13 protein-coding genes and 1 pseudogene are annotated in these 17,261 nt (G+C 60.1%); 11 read left to right on the forward strand and 3 right to left on the reverse strand.

What is annotated here, in order from left to right; all coding sequences use genetic code 11:
* The first annotated feature begins 19 nt into the window (after positions 1–19).
* From ASF28_RS21330 to ASF28_RS23530, 5 genes are all read left to right on the forward strand, one after another.
* Complete coding sequence (locus tag ASF28_RS21330) at positions 20–232, forward strand: helix-turn-helix domain-containing protein (RefSeq protein ID WP_082475955.1); 213 nt, start codon at positions 20–22, stop codon at positions 230–232.
* 4 nt (positions 233–236) lie between these two features.
* On the forward strand, positions 237–1,595 hold the full coding sequence (locus ASF28_RS21335) for a phage/plasmid primase, P4 family (RefSeq protein ID WP_082475956.1): 1,359 nt from the start codon (positions 237–239) through the stop codon (positions 1,593–1,595).
* 224 nt (positions 1,596–1,819) lie between these two features.
* The gene (locus tag ASF28_RS22165; RefSeq protein WP_157085290.1) at positions 1,820–2,290 is read left to right on the forward strand and encodes a hypothetical protein; all 471 of its coding nucleotides are present in this window, start codon (positions 1,820–1,822) and stop codon (positions 2,288–2,290) included.
* 2 nt (positions 2,291–2,292) lie between these two features.
* A complete protein-coding gene (locus ASF28_RS22170; RefSeq protein ID WP_157085292.1) occupies positions 2,293–3,102 on the forward strand; it encodes a hypothetical protein in 810 nt (269 codons plus the stop codon).
* The gene (locus ASF28_RS23530; protein WP_274533117.1) at positions 3,056–3,223 is read left to right on the forward strand and encodes a hypothetical protein; all 168 of its coding nucleotides are present in this window, start codon (positions 3,056–3,058) and stop codon (positions 3,221–3,223) included. The genes ASF28_RS22170 and ASF28_RS23530 overlap by 47 nt, the downstream gene beginning before the upstream one ends.
* A gap of 507 nt (positions 3,224–3,730) precedes the next feature.
* On the opposite strand, the gene ASF28_RS22175 is transcribed toward ASF28_RS23530, so the two are convergent.
* A complete protein-coding gene (locus ASF28_RS22175; protein ID WP_157085293.1) occupies positions 3,731–3,904 on the reverse strand; it encodes a hypothetical protein in 174 nt (57 codons plus the stop codon).
* Positions 3,905–4,209: 305 nt separating this feature from the next.
* On the opposite strand from ASF28_RS22175, the gene ASF28_RS02865 reads away from it, so the two are divergent.
* The 5 genes and pseudogenes from ASF28_RS02865 to ASF28_RS21350 form a co-directional block, all read left to right on the forward strand.
* Positions 4,210–4,677: a MucR family transcriptional regulator gene (locus tag ASF28_RS02865; protein ID WP_056087378.1), complete on the forward strand. Its 468-nt coding sequence runs from the start codon at positions 4,210–4,212 to the stop codon at positions 4,675–4,677.
* 638 nt (positions 4,678–5,315) lie between these two features.
* The gene (locus ASF28_RS21345) at positions 5,316–8,960 is read left to right on the forward strand and encodes a beta strand repeat-containing protein (protein ID WP_162239973.1); all 3,645 of its coding nucleotides are present in this window, start codon (positions 5,316–5,318) and stop codon (positions 8,958–8,960) included.
* Positions 8,961–8,967: 7 nt separating this feature from the next.
* Positions 8,968–9,315 (forward strand): hypothetical protein, encoded by a 348-nt coding sequence (locus ASF28_RS02875; RefSeq protein ID WP_056087384.1) that lies wholly within the window; start codon positions 8,968–8,970, stop codon positions 9,313–9,315.
* A 90-nt stretch (positions 9,316–9,405) separates the two neighbouring features.
* The gene (locus ASF28_RS22180) at positions 9,406–10,149 is read left to right on the forward strand and encodes a hypothetical protein (protein WP_157085296.1); all 744 of its coding nucleotides are present in this window, start codon (positions 9,406–9,408) and stop codon (positions 10,147–10,149) included.
* Positions 10,150–10,363: 214 nt separating this feature from the next.
* Positions 10,364–10,582: pseudogene (locus ASF28_RS21350) on the forward strand (DUF4113 domain-containing protein); the annotation flags it as partial.
* A gap of 657 nt (positions 10,583–11,239) precedes the next feature.
* On the opposite strand, the gene ASF28_RS02880 reads toward ASF28_RS21350, so the two are convergent.
* Entirely contained in the window at positions 11,240–11,506 is a 267-nt protein-coding gene (locus ASF28_RS02880; protein WP_056087387.1) for a hypothetical protein, read from the reverse strand.
* Positions 11,507–11,715: 209 nt separating this feature from the next.
* Positions 11,716–12,738: a helix-turn-helix domain-containing protein gene (locus ASF28_RS02885; protein ID WP_056087390.1), complete on the reverse strand. Its 1,023-nt coding sequence runs from the start codon at positions 12,736–12,738 to the stop codon at positions 11,716–11,718.
* Between the two features lie 1,096 nt (positions 12,739–13,834).
* On the opposite strand from ASF28_RS02885, the gene ASF28_RS21360 reads away from it, so the two are divergent.
* Complete coding sequence (locus ASF28_RS21360) at positions 13,835–17,197, forward strand: DUF4214 domain-containing protein (RefSeq protein WP_162239974.1); 3,363 nt, start codon at positions 13,835–13,837, stop codon at positions 17,195–17,197.
* The last annotated feature ends 64 nt before the right edge of the window (positions 17,198–17,261 follow it).

The raw sequence follows: 17,261 nt of genomic DNA on the forward strand, positions 1-17,261 counted from the left end.
CGGATTTGCGGAGACTCCTATGGCCGACGAGCTTTCCATAAGCGCCACAACTCTAGCTTTTGGTATCGTTGAGGCAGCACAGGCTGCTGGAATTGGTCGATCAACGGTTTTCGAAGAGATCAACGCTGGCCGTTTAAAGGCTCGAAAGGCTGGGCGACGCACACTAATTCTCAGAGACGATCTCGCCGCTTGGCTAGCAAACCTACCTCACCGCAGCGCCGTTGCCCCGTAGCGTCATGGCAGAGATCAAGCCAATTCACGCTTTTCGGGGCCTATACACCGACGATCTAATTACAGAAGACTATGCCGCTCGAATTTTTAGAGAGCGCCATGCCGGCAAGCTCCTTTATTGCCATAGCTCCAGCACTTGGTATGTATGGACAGGCGCTGCGTGGGTACAAAACCACGTTGGATTAGCATTTCAATGGGCTCGTATTATATGTCGAGAACTTGGTGAGAGTCAAAAACCGGGAGCACGTGTAACAGCAGGCAAGACATCGTTTGCCGCCGGAGTCGAACGGTTTAGCCAGTCAGACTCTGACTTTGCTGTCACTTCAGATACTTGGGATCCCGATCCTTGGATGCTGGGGACGCCGAGAGGTACAGTCGATCTGCGCACTGGCGTGCTGCAACCTGCTAATCCGAGAAATCGGATCACCAAGTTGACAGCTGTTGCTCCAGCACCAACCATGAGTTGCCCATGCTGGCTTGCGTTCCTTGATCAAGCCACAAAATCAGATGCTGGCCTAATCCGTTTCCTGCAACAGTGGTGTGGGTACTCGCTAACTGGATCGACGCGTCAACATGCTCTAGTTTTTGTTTATGGACCAGGAGGCAACGGTAAGAGTGTTTTTATCAACGTGCTGATGGGTATTTTGGCTGATTACGCCAAGGTCGCAGCAATGGACACTTTTACCGCTTCCAGGGGAGATAAGCATCCCACGGATATGGCGATGCTTCGTGGCGCCCGCCTTGTTACGGCGTCCGAGACCTCGGAGGATCGGGCTTGGGACGAGGCACGGATTAAGCAACTCACCGGCGGCGATCCGGTCGCAGCTCGCTTCATGCGGCAAGATTTCTTCACTTTTGTCCCGAACTTTAAACTTACGATCGTCGGCAATCACCAACCGATGCTGCGCAATGTCGACGACGCAGCCCGGCGACGGTTCAGCATGGTGCCATTCGTTCATAAGCCCAAAGCACCAGATATGAGTCTGGAAGAAAAACTTAGGAACGAGTGGCCCTCAATTCTCCGGTGGATGATCAATGGCTGCCTCGATTGGCAGATGAATGGGCTATCGCGCCCTGAGAGTGTTGCCGAGGCAACCGAGGCATACTTCGCCGAACAGGATCTCTTGGGCCAGTGGCTAAGTGAAAAGTGCGGTCTAAGACTGGGTGATTCAAACGTTTGGGATAGGACAACAGATCTTTTTGCAGACTGGTCCGCTTACGCCCGCGCAGCCGGAGACGCGCCTGGCACGATGAAATCGTTCGGCCCAGCCATGCTCAGACACGGACTGCTGCCTCATCGCACGAACTCAGCACGCGGCTTTAAAGGGGTAAGGCTCAAATCCCCGCCGCCGCCCGAAAGGTGACGTGTGACGGTAGGTGACGGCAAATGTCTATTTCACTTCATACGCACGTACACGCGCGCGCATACACAGTGAAAAGGGTTTGTGGCGTCACGATCCGTCACCCGTCACGTTCAAACACCAGCTCGCTTGAGCCCCGCACGCTGAAGGCCGCCGGCAGAAATAGAATGACGGCCTTCCCTGCCGGCCCTTCCTAACGCGTCACTCCACCCTCGAAGGATAGCTCCATGTTCATCACCACGCCGAATGGAATTCTTAACACCGATCAAGTTCGATTTATTCGAGAGAATCCTGAACGTACCGCGGGAAAGCCATCGTGTTACGTGACGATGTCGGACGGATCGGAAAAAGTCATTGAGGCAAGCATTGCATCGCTTGGTAAGCTGTGCGGCACTATCACCCCTGCGCCTGAAGGTTTCTTTCTAACAAGGCCAAACCTATCGCTTGATTTACAACAACTAGACGGGCGTCGTATCACGACGGAAACGATCATTGCATTCCGACACCGGGGAGGAAGCGCAGTTCCTGTTCCGATCACGGCTGCTGGAGAACTTCAGCCAAAACTAGGCGAGCTGTATACTATCCAAGACCCAACCGGTCGGTGCACCGGACCAACGGGTACCTTCGACCACTGGCAAGATTTCCTTGAAGACTGTCTGAAGCGTGCGCAGCCGACTGACCGCGATGAGGTCATTTAGCGATGGCTGCCAACGTCGAGAGCACTGGGCAGGAAGCACCAGAGATGCCGGAAGCAATCCCCCCCAAGCCTCGACGTCCGGCTCGGTCTCAGGACGAGCTACAGCGGATCAACGAGGCTCGCGCGCGACGGCAGGGGCGGCGGGAGCCGGTCTCAGTTTCAGCTGCCCGTACTCCGGAAGGCAAGCTCGACTTCGAGCCTCCGCACAACGACGGACAAGGCTGGCTCGCTCGCCTGACGGACGCGCTGGGAACCGGGTCGGACCATTTTGCCCTGGCTCAGTTGCGGCTTCTGGTGGGGATGCTGCCTCCAACGGACAATGCCCCTCAAACGATCCTGAACAGCCTCCTGGCGGCCGTGGAGGGCATCAGGCCACTGAATGAGGCGGAAGGCATGCTGGCCGTCCAGATGGCCTCTACGCATCATGTGGCGATGGAGTGCCTGGCCCGAACGAGTAGGGCCAGCAATTTCCTTGAGCTCGAAGCCAATGGGGTACTCGCAACCAAGCTTCTGCGCACCTACGCGTTGCAGCTTGAAACGCTCACCAAACTCCGCAGAGGGGGCAGCCAAAAAGTGACCGTTGAGCACGTCCACGTCTACCAAGGTGCCCAGGCGATCGTCGGGAACGCGAGCGCCCCGGGAGGGGGGCAGTACGGAAATGGAGGACAAGCCCATGAACTCACTGGACCGACAGCCAACGCCCTTCCGGATTGCCGCTCGCTGCTGCGCCAAGACCCGGCAGGGAACGGAGTGCCAGTCGCCAGCAGTGCGGGGGAAGAAGCGGTGCCGAATGCACGGCGGCGCACAGGGTAGTGGAGCGCCTAGAGGAAAGCGAAATGGTGCATTTACGCACGGCCATTGTACAACCGAAGCATTAGCGCTCCGGAAGTGGTGCTGCGACCAGCTACGCAGCGCAAGGCAACTGATAAAATGAGTCTTCTGTTAAGCCATGTCATTGTTCCTGAACACAAAATATTGCAATACTTTCTGCCATCCCAGAAAATCTATCGACAGGGAAATTCATTTCTTAATGACATGACAAGCACAAGACCTACTGAAGATTTGGATAGTTCCGGCCTTTTTAAAATGAATGATTTCATAATGGAGACATATTGATCGGTCGTTATTGCTATGCTTGCTGGAGGGCAGTATATTCTATCTTTGTTCTCCGCTGCTAACGCAGCATTGTACCAACTCATGCTTTCGCCCATTCCAGATATGAAAACGCCAAATGTTCTTCGATCCAAATCGTATCCATTCAAATAATCTGCAGCATCCATGGAGTATGAGGGGGAAGATCGTATTAATGTAATTGATAGTATCATCGTGAGCTTTAGGTATTTCATTCAGTACATTTCCTTAATTATTAGAGGATTGTGACTACTATGATGATGACGATGAACATTACCTTCACCGCCTGTCTTTGTAAGTTTTAATATTGTTATGCCCCAAAACTTCGTTTAACGCGGCGGTCATACCGTCCGTCGGTGAACGCTTTAGCCAGCACCGTCCGGCCTTTCTCGTTGTAGACCTCGACCTGCCAGGCAGACCAATCGAGCCGCGCGGCCCGGGCCATGAGGTCCAGAACGACCCGTTCGACGTGGAGGCGAATCACGGCAAACGTCGGTGTCCTTGCTCGCTAAGCTCTCGCGTTTCTGCACCAGCGCGCCGTTGGCCTGATACCGGCCGCTACCCGCGAGACAGTGTACGCGTGGGGCGAGTTGGACCGCAGCAGGTACAAGCGCCTTGATAAGATTGGCCCATTTTACCGAATCGCCAGCATTGCTTAGCCGAATTTATTCGTGGTTTATCGTATATGCAACACAGGTATGAGATTGTCTATTTTCTGATTTAGTGCTTGATTGTGGGTTCCATTAGTACGACCTCGCGTGAGCGGGGGCGCATAAAGTGAAAATCCGAATGCCTGAAAACGCTGAAACCCAAACGACTGATTTCGTCGATATGACGGGCGACATCGTCGCTGCGTATGTGTCGAACAACCCCGTTCGACCTTCCGATCTGTCCGACCTTATCCGCAACGTCCACGCTGCGCTCAACGGTCTCGCTGACGGGGCTGCAGCAGCCGCACCGAAAGCCGAGATCGAGAAGCCGACGGCCGCGCAGATCCGCAAGTCCGTGACACCCGGCGGCATCGTCAGCTTCGTCGACGGCAAGACCTACAAGACCCTGAAGCGGCACCTCACCACGAAGGGCTTCGACCCGCGGAGCTACCGCGAGCGCTTCGGTCTGCCGGCCGACTACCCGATGGTCGCTTCGAGCTACGCGGCACAGCGCTCGGCGTTGGCGAAGTCGATCGGTCTTGGCCGGGTCGCCGCTCGCACCGACAGCGAGCAGCCCAAGTCCCAGGGCCGCAAGAAAGCGGCCTGATCGCTCAACTGCCCCTAGCGTTCGAAGCCCCGCAGCCTCACCGGCGCGGGGCTTCGTCGTTTCTGGTGAAGTTCTTATGCGGCGCCACCGACAAGGGCGGCGCGGGGCCGTCGGCCGATGTCATCCGCTACGATACCTCCCGCCGCGAGCGCTTGAGGGCAGTCAGCGTTGGCTGAGGTATATCGTAGGATGAGCGTTCGACTGGGAAGGCGGTGGATCGCCCATGCCCATTCGATCTCCGGCCCATCTGTCGCCTCAGCTCTGAGGAAGAGGGCACGGGTCTTGACTTAAGCCATGGCTGGATCATGGCGGGCCCCACCGCAAAATAGATAGGTCGGGCGTTCGTTCTTTGGCCCCGGCCGGATACGCCCTGAACATAGCTCTGCCGCCTCCACCTATCGTGACGATACGCGCTCAGGCCGTAGCCGTTTCAGGGTCTACCCCGCGCGCGGTGACCGGCCATTTCACGGAAGCGTCATACAAGCACTTTAATGACTTGCCGGCCGTAAGACATGCCAAACGCTGTTTTACGAGCGTTTTGTCTTTTAGGTGAAAGCACGCTCGTGGCCCAACCAATTCCCGCCGGATCTTTTTCTACGTCGTACTCAATTACATCTGCAGATATATATACCCTTGCCATGGGTGAAACGCGGACACAGACATCGGGCGTTGGGATAACTGCAGCAGTACCATTCGGATCCACTACAATTGACATCGAGGGAACGCTGGTCGGTGCAGCTACGCTGCGCGCGGTTAACGCAACGCTCGGATTAGGCCAAATCATTGTTGGGGCGAACGGCGTTATTCAATCGTTCAACAACGATGCGATCCGCTCCCAGTCGGTTAATGGCACAACCAATTTGACCAACTTAGGTCAAATTATTTCTAGCACGACTCCCTTTACCCCACAGGTGGGTGGTACAAATCCAGGCACTGGCTTTGCCATCACCTACAATGCTGCGCTCGGCGCATCTGGAGCACCTGCTACCGATTACACAAGTGGCGGTACGCTCATCAACGGATCGATAGCGAATAATACGGCTTTGATCCAAAGCAATACCGGTGATGCAATACGGTTAGGCTCTCACCAAACGCTTGTGAACTACGGCATCATCACCGGCAATGGGCAAGTTAATGACGCAAGCAGCAACAACGTGCTCAATGGGCCCAACGGCAATCCAAATACGTCAGCGTCCGAGACCTACGACACTTCACGTGGCGTACGACTCAATCAAAACAACGAAACCAGCGTCAAAATTGAGAACTACGGCACCATCCAGGGAGCGCAGCATGGCGTCGATGTCGGCCAGGCCACTGTCTCCGGACTGATCGTTACGAACTATGCAGGCGCGACGATCCTCGGTCGTAACGGATCAGGAGTCGGATCTGACTCGTTGGGCGCCGCTGCGAATACGATTATCGTCAACAACTTCGGTACCATCAGAGGCCAATACGCTCCCACCTATGATCGTGCTGGATACGTCGCAGTCGACGGAGATGGCGACGGCGTAGATGTCGACGGGGCAGCGACCGTGAACAACTTCGCGGGCGGCTTGATTGCCGGCGCACCAGCTGGGTCACTTGCAGGGCAAGGTGCTGGAGGCTTCGACAGTGGCGGTCGTGCCAACCGGAGCGAGGGCTTGTCGCTTGGCGGCGGTGCCGTCGTAAACAACGGGATCATCAGCGGCGCAGATGCGGCGATCGTTGTAAATAATGACTCTAACACGTCAGGAAATCGTAGTGGCGTACTTGCAACTACGATCATAAACGGCGTGACGGGTTCAATTATTGGACAGAACGGCTACGCGATCCGCCTAGAAAACAAGACCGGCACCGCCTCCATTGATAACGACATAGTCATCAATGCCGGTGTGATTACAGGAAACGGCACAATTCCCGATGCCGCTTCAGTCGTTCGGCTGCAGAATGGTGATGCAGATCCCCGAACGGTGGGAACAGTGAATGGGACGGTCTATACGGCAGTGAGCAATGCTGGCAACGCACGCTTCATCCAAGGGGACGGCGCTGCGATCCAAACCGGCGAAGGCGCTGATACACTCACGAATTATGGATCTATCCTTGGAAACACCGGCCGTGCCATCAGCCTCGAAGGAGGCGATGACAGTCTTATCCTCTACACGGGCTCGCAGGTGACTGGACGCATCGACGGTGGTGCAGGGACTGATACGCTTACGCTCCGCCTTGACGATCGTAATGGTGCGATCGCGAATTTAGGGAGTAACAGCAACGCGACCGTCGGCAATCTCGTGAACGTCGTTGGTTTCGAGACTCTATCAGTCCAAGGCGGTATTTGGACGACTCAGAACTCTCAATCCTATTCCTCCGTTACGGTCACGGCCGGCACGCTGCTGGTCAACGGATCGCTGGCTGCGAGTTCAGCCGTCACGGTTGCCGTAGGCGCGACCCTCGGTGGCACTGGTACGATCGCCGGCGCGGTGACCGTGAGCGGCACGATCTCGGCTGGACCAGCGTTTACGGTGGGCACGCTAGCCATCGGCAGCCTCACATTGAGCACCGCCGGCGGTGCCACGCCGATCTTCCGCCAGGACATCGCCACCCCAACCATCTGCGACCACGTTAACGTCACCGGCACAGTCGCGCTCGCCGGTACCCTGGAACTCTTGCTCCCAGCCAACTTGGGCACAAACTCCGGCGACAGCCTTGTCTTCATCGACAATGATGGAACGGCTGACGCCGTTACCGGTGCCTTCACCAGCTTGCGGGTCAACGGCGGGACCGTCGCGTTGGCGGTCAACGACACCTTCCAGCTCCAGGGGCATACCTACCGGATCGATTATGCCGCTGGCGACGGCAACGATGTGGCGATCCGGGACGTGACTTTCGTCGCGCCACCGAACGACCCTTCGGTCGGCGGCCCTGTAAGCCCCGGCCCTGGGCAGACCCAGACGCTCTCGAACGTGTCGAGCGGTTCGGTCACGTTGGATGGTCCCGGCACGCTCGTGCTGACCGGCGTTAACACCTTCACCGGGCCGACGACCGTGAACGCCGGTACGCTACTTGTGAACGGCTCTATCGTGTCGCCAGTGAGCGTTGGGAGCGGCGCCACGCTCGGCGGCTCGGGCTCGACCGGTACGGTTACGGTCGCTGCCGGCGGCACGCTCTCGCCCGGCAACTCGCCTGGCGTGCTCTCCACCAAGGATCTCAGCCTCGCGGCAGGTGCCGTACTCAGGGAGGAGATCGGCGGCACGGCAACCGGCCAATTCGACCAACTGAAGGTCGTCGGCACTGTCAGCCTCAACGGCGCCAAGCTGGACGCCTCGGCCGTTAGCTTTTTCAGCCCAATTCGTGGCAACAGCTTCGCCATCATCGACAACGACGGCACGGACGCGGTCGCGGGCACATTCGCGGGCCTGACCGAGGGCGGCACCCTCAGCTTCGGTGCACGCTCCCTGCGCATCAGCTACCATGGTGGCGACGGCAACGATGTCGTGCTCACCGACGTCACCGGCAACGCTGCTGTGTTCGGGCGGGTGGAGACGAGTGCTGCTAGCACCACGGGCGCTGTCTACGGCCTCTACGAGGCGCTGTTGGACCGCGCCCCCGACCCGCTGGGCCTGCAGAGCTTCACCACCGCGATCCGTTCGGGGGCAAGCCTGACGGATGTGGCCGGGGCGATCCTGGGCTCGCCCGAGCACGCAGGTCGGCCCGTGACTGGCGCTGCCTACGTGGAGAGTCTCTACACCAGCGTCCTCAACCGGTCGGCCGATGCCGGTGGTCTGGCCGCCTACACGAATGCGCTCGCCACCGGCACCAGCCAGGCGGCCGTCGCCGTGCAGATCGCGACCTCGACCGAGGCGCAAGGAGTGCTGAAGCCGACCTTCGACGTGGGCGTCTACCTGCCGGACGCAGTCACGGCCGGCGTAGCTCGGCTTTACCATGGTCTCCTGAACCGGGCGCCGGACACGGATGGTCTTCTGGCCTTCTCGAACCTAGTGAACCAGGGCGCGGCCTCGGGCGGTGTCGATGGCGCCCTCAGAGGGCTGGTGAGCACGGCGAGCGCGATGCTGACCTCGACCGAGTACGCCGGCACGCGCGGCAGCCTCAAGGACGCAGCTTTTGTAGATAGCGTCTATCTGGGCGCGCTGGGGCGGAAGGCCGAGGCGGCGGGGTCCGTCTACTGGACGGACCAGCTCAGTCACGGCGCCTCACGTGCAGTTGTGGCGACGCAGATCGCCGAGAGCCCAGAGGCGCAGGTGCACCTCGTTGGTCAAATCGAGCTAGGACAGTACCTCATCGCCTGACGCTGCCGTGAGCAAATCTTCACCCGCCCGGCTCACACCGTGGCGGGTTTCCTGTCCGCAAGCTGCTAGCGGCGCCGGCACGTTCAAGGATTACGCCCGGACGCGCGACCCGCTCGCCAGCGAGCGCAAGGCCGCCCAGATCGATGACCGATTCCGCTTCCTGCTGGAGGCGCTCGACGAGACCTTTGCCGCCACGGGCATCGCGGTGAAGGACGCCGAGGGTAACCCGATGATCTACGCCGAGACCGGCGAGGCCACGGGCGAGGAGTTCGACGAGCGCGGGCGCCTGGTGAGGGCCGGGCGTGGGTATCGCTGGGGGCGCGTTCTGGAAGATGCGGTCAACGAGGCGGGCTGATAGATCCGCGACAAAAGACCTATGGCCATCATGGGACGTGCTATCGTTCCTGTGCAAGGATGAGCGCCAGATATAAAAGGCGCTCGCACCATGGAAAATACAGCTACAGAGTTCTTCCGATCAGTCTGGGTAGTGTACGGAGTGCCCGGAGTTGCAATACTCGTTGGACTGATCGGTGGTTTCTACCTATTCCGATATATGAGTACAAAATGGCTGGAAGAAAAATTCCAAGAGAGAATGGAATTATTCAAGCATGCGCAGGCCAAGGAAATTGAGAGAGTTAAGTTCGATCTCAATTTTATGACAGACCGGAACCTAAAGCTTAACCAGTTCGAGTTTGAGGTTGTGCCGGAAATGTGGCGCAAGCTTACTGATGCTTATGCCGACACCGTCACTGCGGTTGCCAACTTCAACTGGGCGATAGATTTTTCTGGATACACCGAAGACGAATTAAAAGCATTTTTGATTAGCGAGGGCATATCCGAACGTAATATTTCTCTTGTACTTCGAAGCCAAGATAAAATGCCTGTATTCTTTGAAGCAATAGAAAGAAAGAGGACGAAAGCCGCCTTTGATGCAAATAGAGAATTTCAATTGTATCAAAGAAAATATGCAATATTCATACCAAAGGATTTAAATAAAGAATTGACGGCCTCATCCAAAATAATATTGGACATATTAATGAGGCACGACTTTAATATTAGGATGCCAGGAACGCTCAACCCCCCTGAAGACATGGAGACTTTGGTCAATTTGTATGGGTCTCACCTCTCGAAAATTGAGAATATGATTATGGATCGCCTGTGGAGTTCCGCCAGTCGCGGCGCAACTTGACCCGACGCCTGATGCCCGGCACAACACCACCGTCCGAGAGAGGCGCCCACAGCCGAAAGGCCGGCGGGCGTTTTCGTTTCCAGCCCTCGCCCCATTCCGCTGTTCGCGCTACCTTCGCAGGAGCAGCAACAGTGCAGGGCGACCCCCAGCATGAACGGCAGTCGATGAGCGCGCACCAGATCGCAACCGCGATCGAGGACGAGGCCGCCGCGTTCTGCCGGCTTCGCCACGCGCGTTGATCGGCCGGATCGACCGCTAACGCAGTGGCCCGCTCATGGCGGCTATGGACGCGTGCAATGGACGCTTTGGGCGGGGCACTGTGGTGCCGGCCCGCGCAGGGCTCACGGAGAAGCGGACGTGGTCGACGAAATTCGAGATGCGCTCGCCCCGCTATACGACCCAGGTGGCCGAGCTGCCGACGGCGCACGCTTGAGGGTCGGTCGGTAGGGACCGGCGCCATACTATCGTTCTCGACCGCTTACATGCCCTGCCAGGCTCGTTTGTAGACGCCTCGGACAACGGGCCTCGGCTCGGAGCCTGTATCAATCGTCATCATCATTTCCAGTCGGTCACCCTCTCAATGGAATCGGACTGAGAACGGCTTTCTTGAAACTCAGGCAGCGCCACGATCTTCCCAGCGACCTAAGCCGAAGGTTTCGCGCCCGGTGGAATTGCCCAAGCTCGCGGCCCATCCGTTGTTGGCCGTTACAGAGAAGCCCGAGCCTGCAGCCCGGAAGTCTATGGTGCACGTCTCGCAGGCGCCTGCGTTCGTGGCGACCTGTGCCCACAGGCCTAGGAGTTCAGTCGCCTCAGAAGCCTGAACTGGGGCCGCCTGTATCGCTACCATGATGAGGGCGGCCAGCGACTACGATATCTTCATTGGTACCGATGCGCTGAGATGAACTGGTTTTCCATATTCGCGACCCGATAATGATTAGCTTGACCCCGCCGCCCGATCTGATCACGGGTCGGCGGGGTGGGACGCGCATCTCACGCTCGAGCCGGTACGCAACTTGGCTCAACGCTAGGATGCGGCCGACGGGTTACGGCAGGCACAAGGGACCAGCGGCGACCCGCTCCCGATTCGGGATCACACCGGCTCCGGACGGGCGAGTAGGATCGCCGTGCGCACGGCAGCGCGCTTCAGGTGATCCGTCGCATCCTTGTTCACCGCGGTGACGGAGGCCCACTCATGTGCCCGCACCGCCTCGGCAAGGTCGATACGGTAGCCTTCGCCGAACAGAAACGTCGACTTGCTCGGGTCGGCCATGAAGGCGTCCACCGCGGCGGCGATGTCCGTTTCCGTCACGGCCTTTGCCTTGAACAGTTCGCCGGTGGTCTGGGGTGCGTTTGCCATCGTGCCCAGGTAGGGCCTACCGCCCGAACAGCCAGATCGGAACAACGCAGCCGTCCGGCCGTTGAGCAGTCCTAAGCAAGACCCGACCTTCACCCGCCCGGAGCAATCTGAGGCAGGTTTTTTGTATAGTGACGGCATCGCCGTCACATTCGTCGACGCCTGAGCGTGCGCGCGTCGCAACACACGAAACTAGCTCAACTCGCAGATTGTCATCGCGTCTCGCGCAGCCACGCCCAGACCTGCTGCAAGGTGCCCTGACCACCCATCCGCTGGATCGCCCGACATTCGCCACGCCAAGCCTGCGGTGGAGCACCGTAGCGGTTGCGGAAGCTGCGGCTGAGCTGCGAGAGGCTGCTAAAGGCGAAGACATCGGCCAAGCGGCCGAGGGTGCGCGTCTCCATCGGATCGGCAAGGGCGTCGCGCACTGCCTTAAGGCGCTCGCCTTGCACGAAGTGCATCACGCCTCCATCGGGCTCGAACATCCGGTAAAGCGTGGCCCGTGAGACCTGCATCTGCCCGGCGATGAACTCAGGCGACAGATCGGGCCGCGACAGGTTCTCCTGAACGATCGTCCCGGCCAGGGCGCGTAGCCCGCCGTGGAGTTCGCAGCCCTCCAGCACGTCAGACGCTTGCGAGGGGTCAAGCAGGCGGCGCAGGAACGCAACAAACTCATCGGCGAGAGCTGGAGCTTTGTCGGCGCGTGTGGTCGGCAATCGGCGGTAGATGTCTAGAATGCGCGCGGCCAGTAGCCGGTTGCGGGCCGCATCGAAGAGCAGGCCATGCTGCTCGAAGGGCAGCCCGTGGAGGCGGGCACAGGGTACGGCGATGCCGATCCCATCGGCTCGGTCGAGTATGCCATCGAGCAGGTGACGGCGCCCGATGAGCGTTACGGTACCCCGAGAGGCCGAAAGCGATTTACCGCCGACAGTGCCCTTGAAGCGGCCGGACCGGTAGAGCTGAACCATGTAGTGGTCAGGACCAGCGTTGACACGGCGGCTGTCCCGCTGGAGCCGCTGGGTCGAGAGCCGCGTGCGATGACAAACGAGGTCCTCGATCGGGTAGGCGATGTTGGTGCCGAAAGGCAGAGGCGCGGCTCGCGTGGTCGGACTGACCTCGTACATCGGCGCACAGAGGCTGCGCCATCGCTCGAAGGCCTCTTCAGGGGGCAAGCCTGAGGTCGTTAGGAAGAAGTGCGGCAGGCTCGCTTCAGCCGTCGTATCGTCCGCACCCAACGGGCCAAATCCCTCGCCGCCCGACCCGTTCGGTAAAGGACGTTAGTCACACGGCCCTTGGCGGGGCAAGCCAAATGCTGGTGTGCGGACCGGGAACGCGAAGCCACGGCCAGCACGACGGACAGCCCCTTCATGCGTCAGGATGAGACGCAGCGACAACACTTTCGCATCACGTTGGTCAGTAGGGCCTCCGCAGGCATCACTGCTGATGATACCTGACGGCCAAACTATGCTCTGGTTTGCCAATCCTGTCTCACAGGCAAGGCTCCCCGGGCCATGCGAGACGGGAGCGAAAATGGCTGGCGGCAAGGGTGGTAGCGCTGCAGGTGGCGTCAACGGCGGAAGTGGCGGCCAGGGTTCGACGACGTTAGGCGCCCCTTCGCCAGGCGTTGTAGGCGGCACTGATAACGTCTCGGGCGGCGGCGGCGGGGGCGCTGGTTCTGCCCCTAGCAGATCATCAGGCGCAGCAGGTGGAGCTGGGTCCGGCGGGGCTGGGGGGGCAGGCGGTCTCGGCGGCAATTCGATTAGGAACGATGGCAACCGAACTGGCGCCAATGGCTCCGGCGGCGACACAACAACGAATGCTGGGGCCGGCGGCGGCGGCGGCGGCGGCGGCGCTAGTATAACTACCAGCAACTTTGGGCCATTAATTTCCAACTTAGTGCAAGGTGGGGCAGGCGGTAACGGCGGAGCTGGCAATGGAAATGGAGGTGGCGGCGGCGGCGGTGCTGGCGCAAATATCCTCGCTTACTTCCTACCAACCATTGAGATTGAAGCCACTAGCCGAAGCTTCGGCGGCAATGGCGGTAACGGTGGAGCGGCGGGAGGCAACGCTGGCTCCTTCGGAGGTGACGGCGGCGGAGGTGGTGTCGGCCTCCAGGTCACCTCAGGGATTGCCGTTACCAACGCTGGAACCATTCGAGGCGGCGTAGGCGGTAACGGCGGTGTGGGCGGTGCTAACGGCACTGGAGGTACGTCGGCCGAGGGTGGCGCTGGCCTTACGGCCCTGAACTCGACTGTAACGAACACGGGCTCGATCACTGGCGGCGATGGTGGCTCGGGCGCCGCTGGCGGCGCCGGCTTAGCGGGATCTGGTTTGCGCGTCCTGAACTCCGGTAGCTTTACCGGCGGCGTGGCGAGCCGTGGAACGGGCGATATCGGCGATGCACTAGCATTCACCAGCGGCATCAACCAGCTCATCACGATTACGGGAGGCAGCTGCAACGGAAGCATTTCTGTCGCGGCGGGCGCGACGTTGAGCCTCGATCAGAGCACGATCAACACAGGGAACAGCTTCACCTATGTCAACAGCTTTCGTGGAGCTGGTGACATTAATGTTCAGACGGATGGCAATCAGTTCGTCGGATTGACCGGCGTCAATACATACACCGGCGCTACAACAATCTCGGCTGGCACACTGCAACTCGGCGACGGCGGCGAGACTGGCTCAATCGCCGGTACTAGCTCGATCACCAACAACGGCATCTTGGCAGTCAACCACTCCAACGCCATCACCCTGGACAAGGTGATCTCCGGGACGGGCACTCTCCAGCAAATTGGGACGGGCACGACGACCCTAACCGGCGCCAACACCTACACCGGCGCGACAACCATTAGCGCTGGCACACTGCAGCTCGGCAACGGTATTAGCAATGGAACGCTAGCCAACACCAGCGGCATCAGCGTGGCCGCTGGCGCGAAGCTGGCGTTCAAACAGGCGACAGCCGTCACGGTGTCGAAGGTCATCTCCGGCGACGGCGCGTTGACGCAGAATGGCCCCGGCACCGTAACCCTGTCGGATACCAATACCTACACCGGCGGTACCACGCTCTCCTCCGGCACGCTGTCTGTCGGTGCTGACAATAACCTTGGTGCCTCGACTGGCGGTCTTACCTTCACCGGCGGCACGCTCAGCACCACCGCGAGTTTCGCGATGGCTCGTGCAGTCGCCATCAATGGCGGCGGCGGCACGTTCGCCGAAGCTACTGGAACAACACTTACGGTGAATGGCGCCATCACGGGCGTGGGGCGGCTGACAAAGCAGGGTAGCGGCACACTAACTCTGGCTGCGAACAATACAGGGTTCACTGGCACAACAGAACTCAACGGAGGCAAGTTCGCGTTGATAGATGCGGGCTCAATCGCGAGTTCAAGTGGAATATCAAATAACGGCTCGATTTTCGATATTTCGGGGCTGGCCGGGACAAGCACCGATATCAATAATTATAATGGCGTTGGGCAGACAGAACTTGGTGCAAAAACCCTCAATGTTAATGGATCCTCGAGTTTTTTCGGTACTGTTTCAGGTAACGGTGGCGGCCTCACGTTTAGCCGGAATACTTTCAGCCTGAATGGCTCCAACACTTACACGGGAACAACAACAGTTTCGTCAGGGAACCTCAATATCCTAAACGATACGGCCCTCGGCACGACTGCAGGCGGCACCATCGTCGAGTCTGGCGCCACCCTGTATCTGCGGAACAACATCACGGTCGGTGCCGAAGCGCTGAGCCTTGCTGGCAATGGCCGCGGCTCCGGGGCGCTGTCGAACGGTAGCGACACCAACAGTTTCGGCGGCACTGTCACGCTTGCGGCCGATGCCCGCATCCAGTCGGAGAGCGGCACGCTAACCCTGAATGCCGCGAACGCCGTGACCGGAGGCTTCAATCTCACGGTGGGTGGCGCTGGCAACACTGTGATCGCCGGCACGATTACGACCGGCTCAGGCACGCTGAAGAAGGACGGCGCCGGTACCCTGACGCTGTCGGCCGTCGACACCTACACCGGCACGACTACGATCGCAGCCGGCACCCTCGCGCTGTCCGGGGCCGGTTCGATCGCTGCCTCGTCCACGGTCACGGACAACGCTAACTTCGACATCTCCGGCGTGACCGCCGCTAGCTCATCGATCAAGTCGTTGGCCGGCACCACGGTCGGTGCGACGGTGACGCTCGGCACCAAGACCCTGAACCTCTCGGCCGCCGCCGACACCTTCGCCGGCAAGATCACCGGCACCGGTGGCTTGAGCGTGGCAGGCGGGACCGAGATCCTGACCGGCGCAAGCGACTACTCTGGAGCGACCACGGTCTCGGGCGGTACGCTGCTCGTCAACGGCTCGCTCGCTCAGCAATCAGCCGTCACGGTAGGGGTAGGTGCGACCCTGGGCGGCTCCGGCACGATCGCCGGCACCATCACGGTCGGGGGAACGATCTCAGCCGGCTTGGGGGTCGGGACCCTGGCGACCGGCAGTCTGACCCTCAGCACTGCTAACGGCGGCAACCCGATCTTCCACGAGGACGTCGCCTCCTCGACCGTCGCCGACCGCATCAACGTCACCGGCACGGTCAGCCTTGCCGGCCTGCTCGATTTCTCGACGCCAACCGACTTCGCCGCTGGCATTGGCCAGAACCTGATCCTGATCGCCAACGACGTGACGGACGCCGTCACCGGCCGCTTCACCAGCCTGCGGATCAACAATGCCGCAGTCGATCTTGGTGCCAACGACACCTTCTCAACTCAGGGGCATACCTACCTGATCGACTACAGTGGCGGGGACGGCAACGACGTAGCGATCCGCGATGTCACGCCAGCCCCAACCCCGCCGACGCAACCCATTCAGCCAACGCAGCCGACCCAGCCCACCGGGCCGACGCCGCAGACGGCCAACGCGCCTGCGTTCGGTGGGACGGTGACGGACACGGCAAGCGCTGCTGGCGGCGTCTACGGCCTGTATAAGGCGCTGCTCGGCCGTGCCCCAGATCCGCTCGGGCTGGAGTCCTTCACCACCGCTATCCAGAACGGGGCTACCCTTACGGATGTCGCCAATGCGCTGCTGGGCTCCCCGGAGGGCGCCAGCGCTCCGAACGCCGCCACTGACCCGAACGGCTTCGTCCAGAGCCTGTACCAGAAGCTCCTAGGGCGGGTGGCCGACCCGTCAGGATTGCAGACCTTCACCGGCGAGCTCGCAGCCGGTATCAGCCCCGGAACGGTGGCGGTCCAGCTCGCAACCAGCGCCGAGGCTCAGTCCGTTCTGGCGCCGATCTTCAAGACGGGAGTGTACGTGCCGGACGCCTCGGAGGCGGGCGTGGCGCGCTTGTACTATGGCCTGCTTGGACGGGCACCGGATGCAGGTGGCCTGCAGGCGTTCTCCGCCTTTGTCGAGAATGGCGGAGGCGGGGCTGCCGGAGAGGCGGGCCGACTCGGCCAAGCTGCAGCAGCGATCCTCACGTCGACGGAGTACGCGGGCCGCATCCCGAGCGGCAGCGACCTGGCATTCGTGAACGGTCTGTATCAGGGCGCGCTGGGCCGGTCGCCGGAAGCTGGGGGTGCCGAGTTCTACATCGACCAGCTCGCACATGGTGTCTCTCGCGCCACGGTGGCGCTGGAGATCGCGCAGAGCCCTGAGGCGCAGATCCACCTCGTCGGCCTTATCGAGGGCGGCTTTCAGCTAGCTGCATAAGGGACGCATTACAGAGGGCCGACCCGCTAAAAGGTTCAGCCTATCCCGTGACCAATATCCACCC

This window comes from Methylobacterium sp. Leaf99 (assembly GCF_001422375.1).
Taxonomy (GTDB): Bacteria; Pseudomonadota; Alphaproteobacteria; order Rhizobiales; family Beijerinckiaceae; genus Methylobacterium.

Coding starts and splice junctions, on each gene's coding strand:
- ASF28_RS21330 (WP_082475955.1), top strand. CDS start 20: ATGGCCGACGAGCTTTCCATAAGCGCCACAACTCTAGCTTTTGGTATC.
- ASF28_RS21345 (WP_162239973.1), top strand. CDS start 5,316: ATGGGTGAAACGCGGACACAGACATCGGGCGTTGGGATAACTGCAGCA.
- ASF28_RS02880 (WP_056087387.1), bottom strand. CDS start 11,506: ATGGCAAACGCACCCCAGACCACCGGCGAACTGTTCAAGGCAAAGGCC.
- ASF28_RS22170 (WP_157085292.1), top strand. CDS start 2,293: ATGGCTGCCAACGTCGAGAGCACTGGGCAGGAAGCACCAGAGATGCCG.
- ASF28_RS02865 (WP_056087378.1), top strand. CDS start 4,210: ATGCCTGAAAACGCTGAAACCCAAACGACTGATTTCGTCGATATGACG.
- ASF28_RS22165 (WP_157085290.1), top strand. CDS start 1,820: ATGTTCATCACCACGCCGAATGGAATTCTTAACACCGATCAAGTTCGA.
- ASF28_RS21335 (WP_082475956.1), top strand. CDS start 237: ATGGCAGAGATCAAGCCAATTCACGCTTTTCGGGGCCTATACACCGAC.
- ASF28_RS22180 (WP_157085296.1), top strand. CDS start 9,406: ATGGAAAATACAGCTACAGAGTTCTTCCGATCAGTCTGGGTAGTGTAC.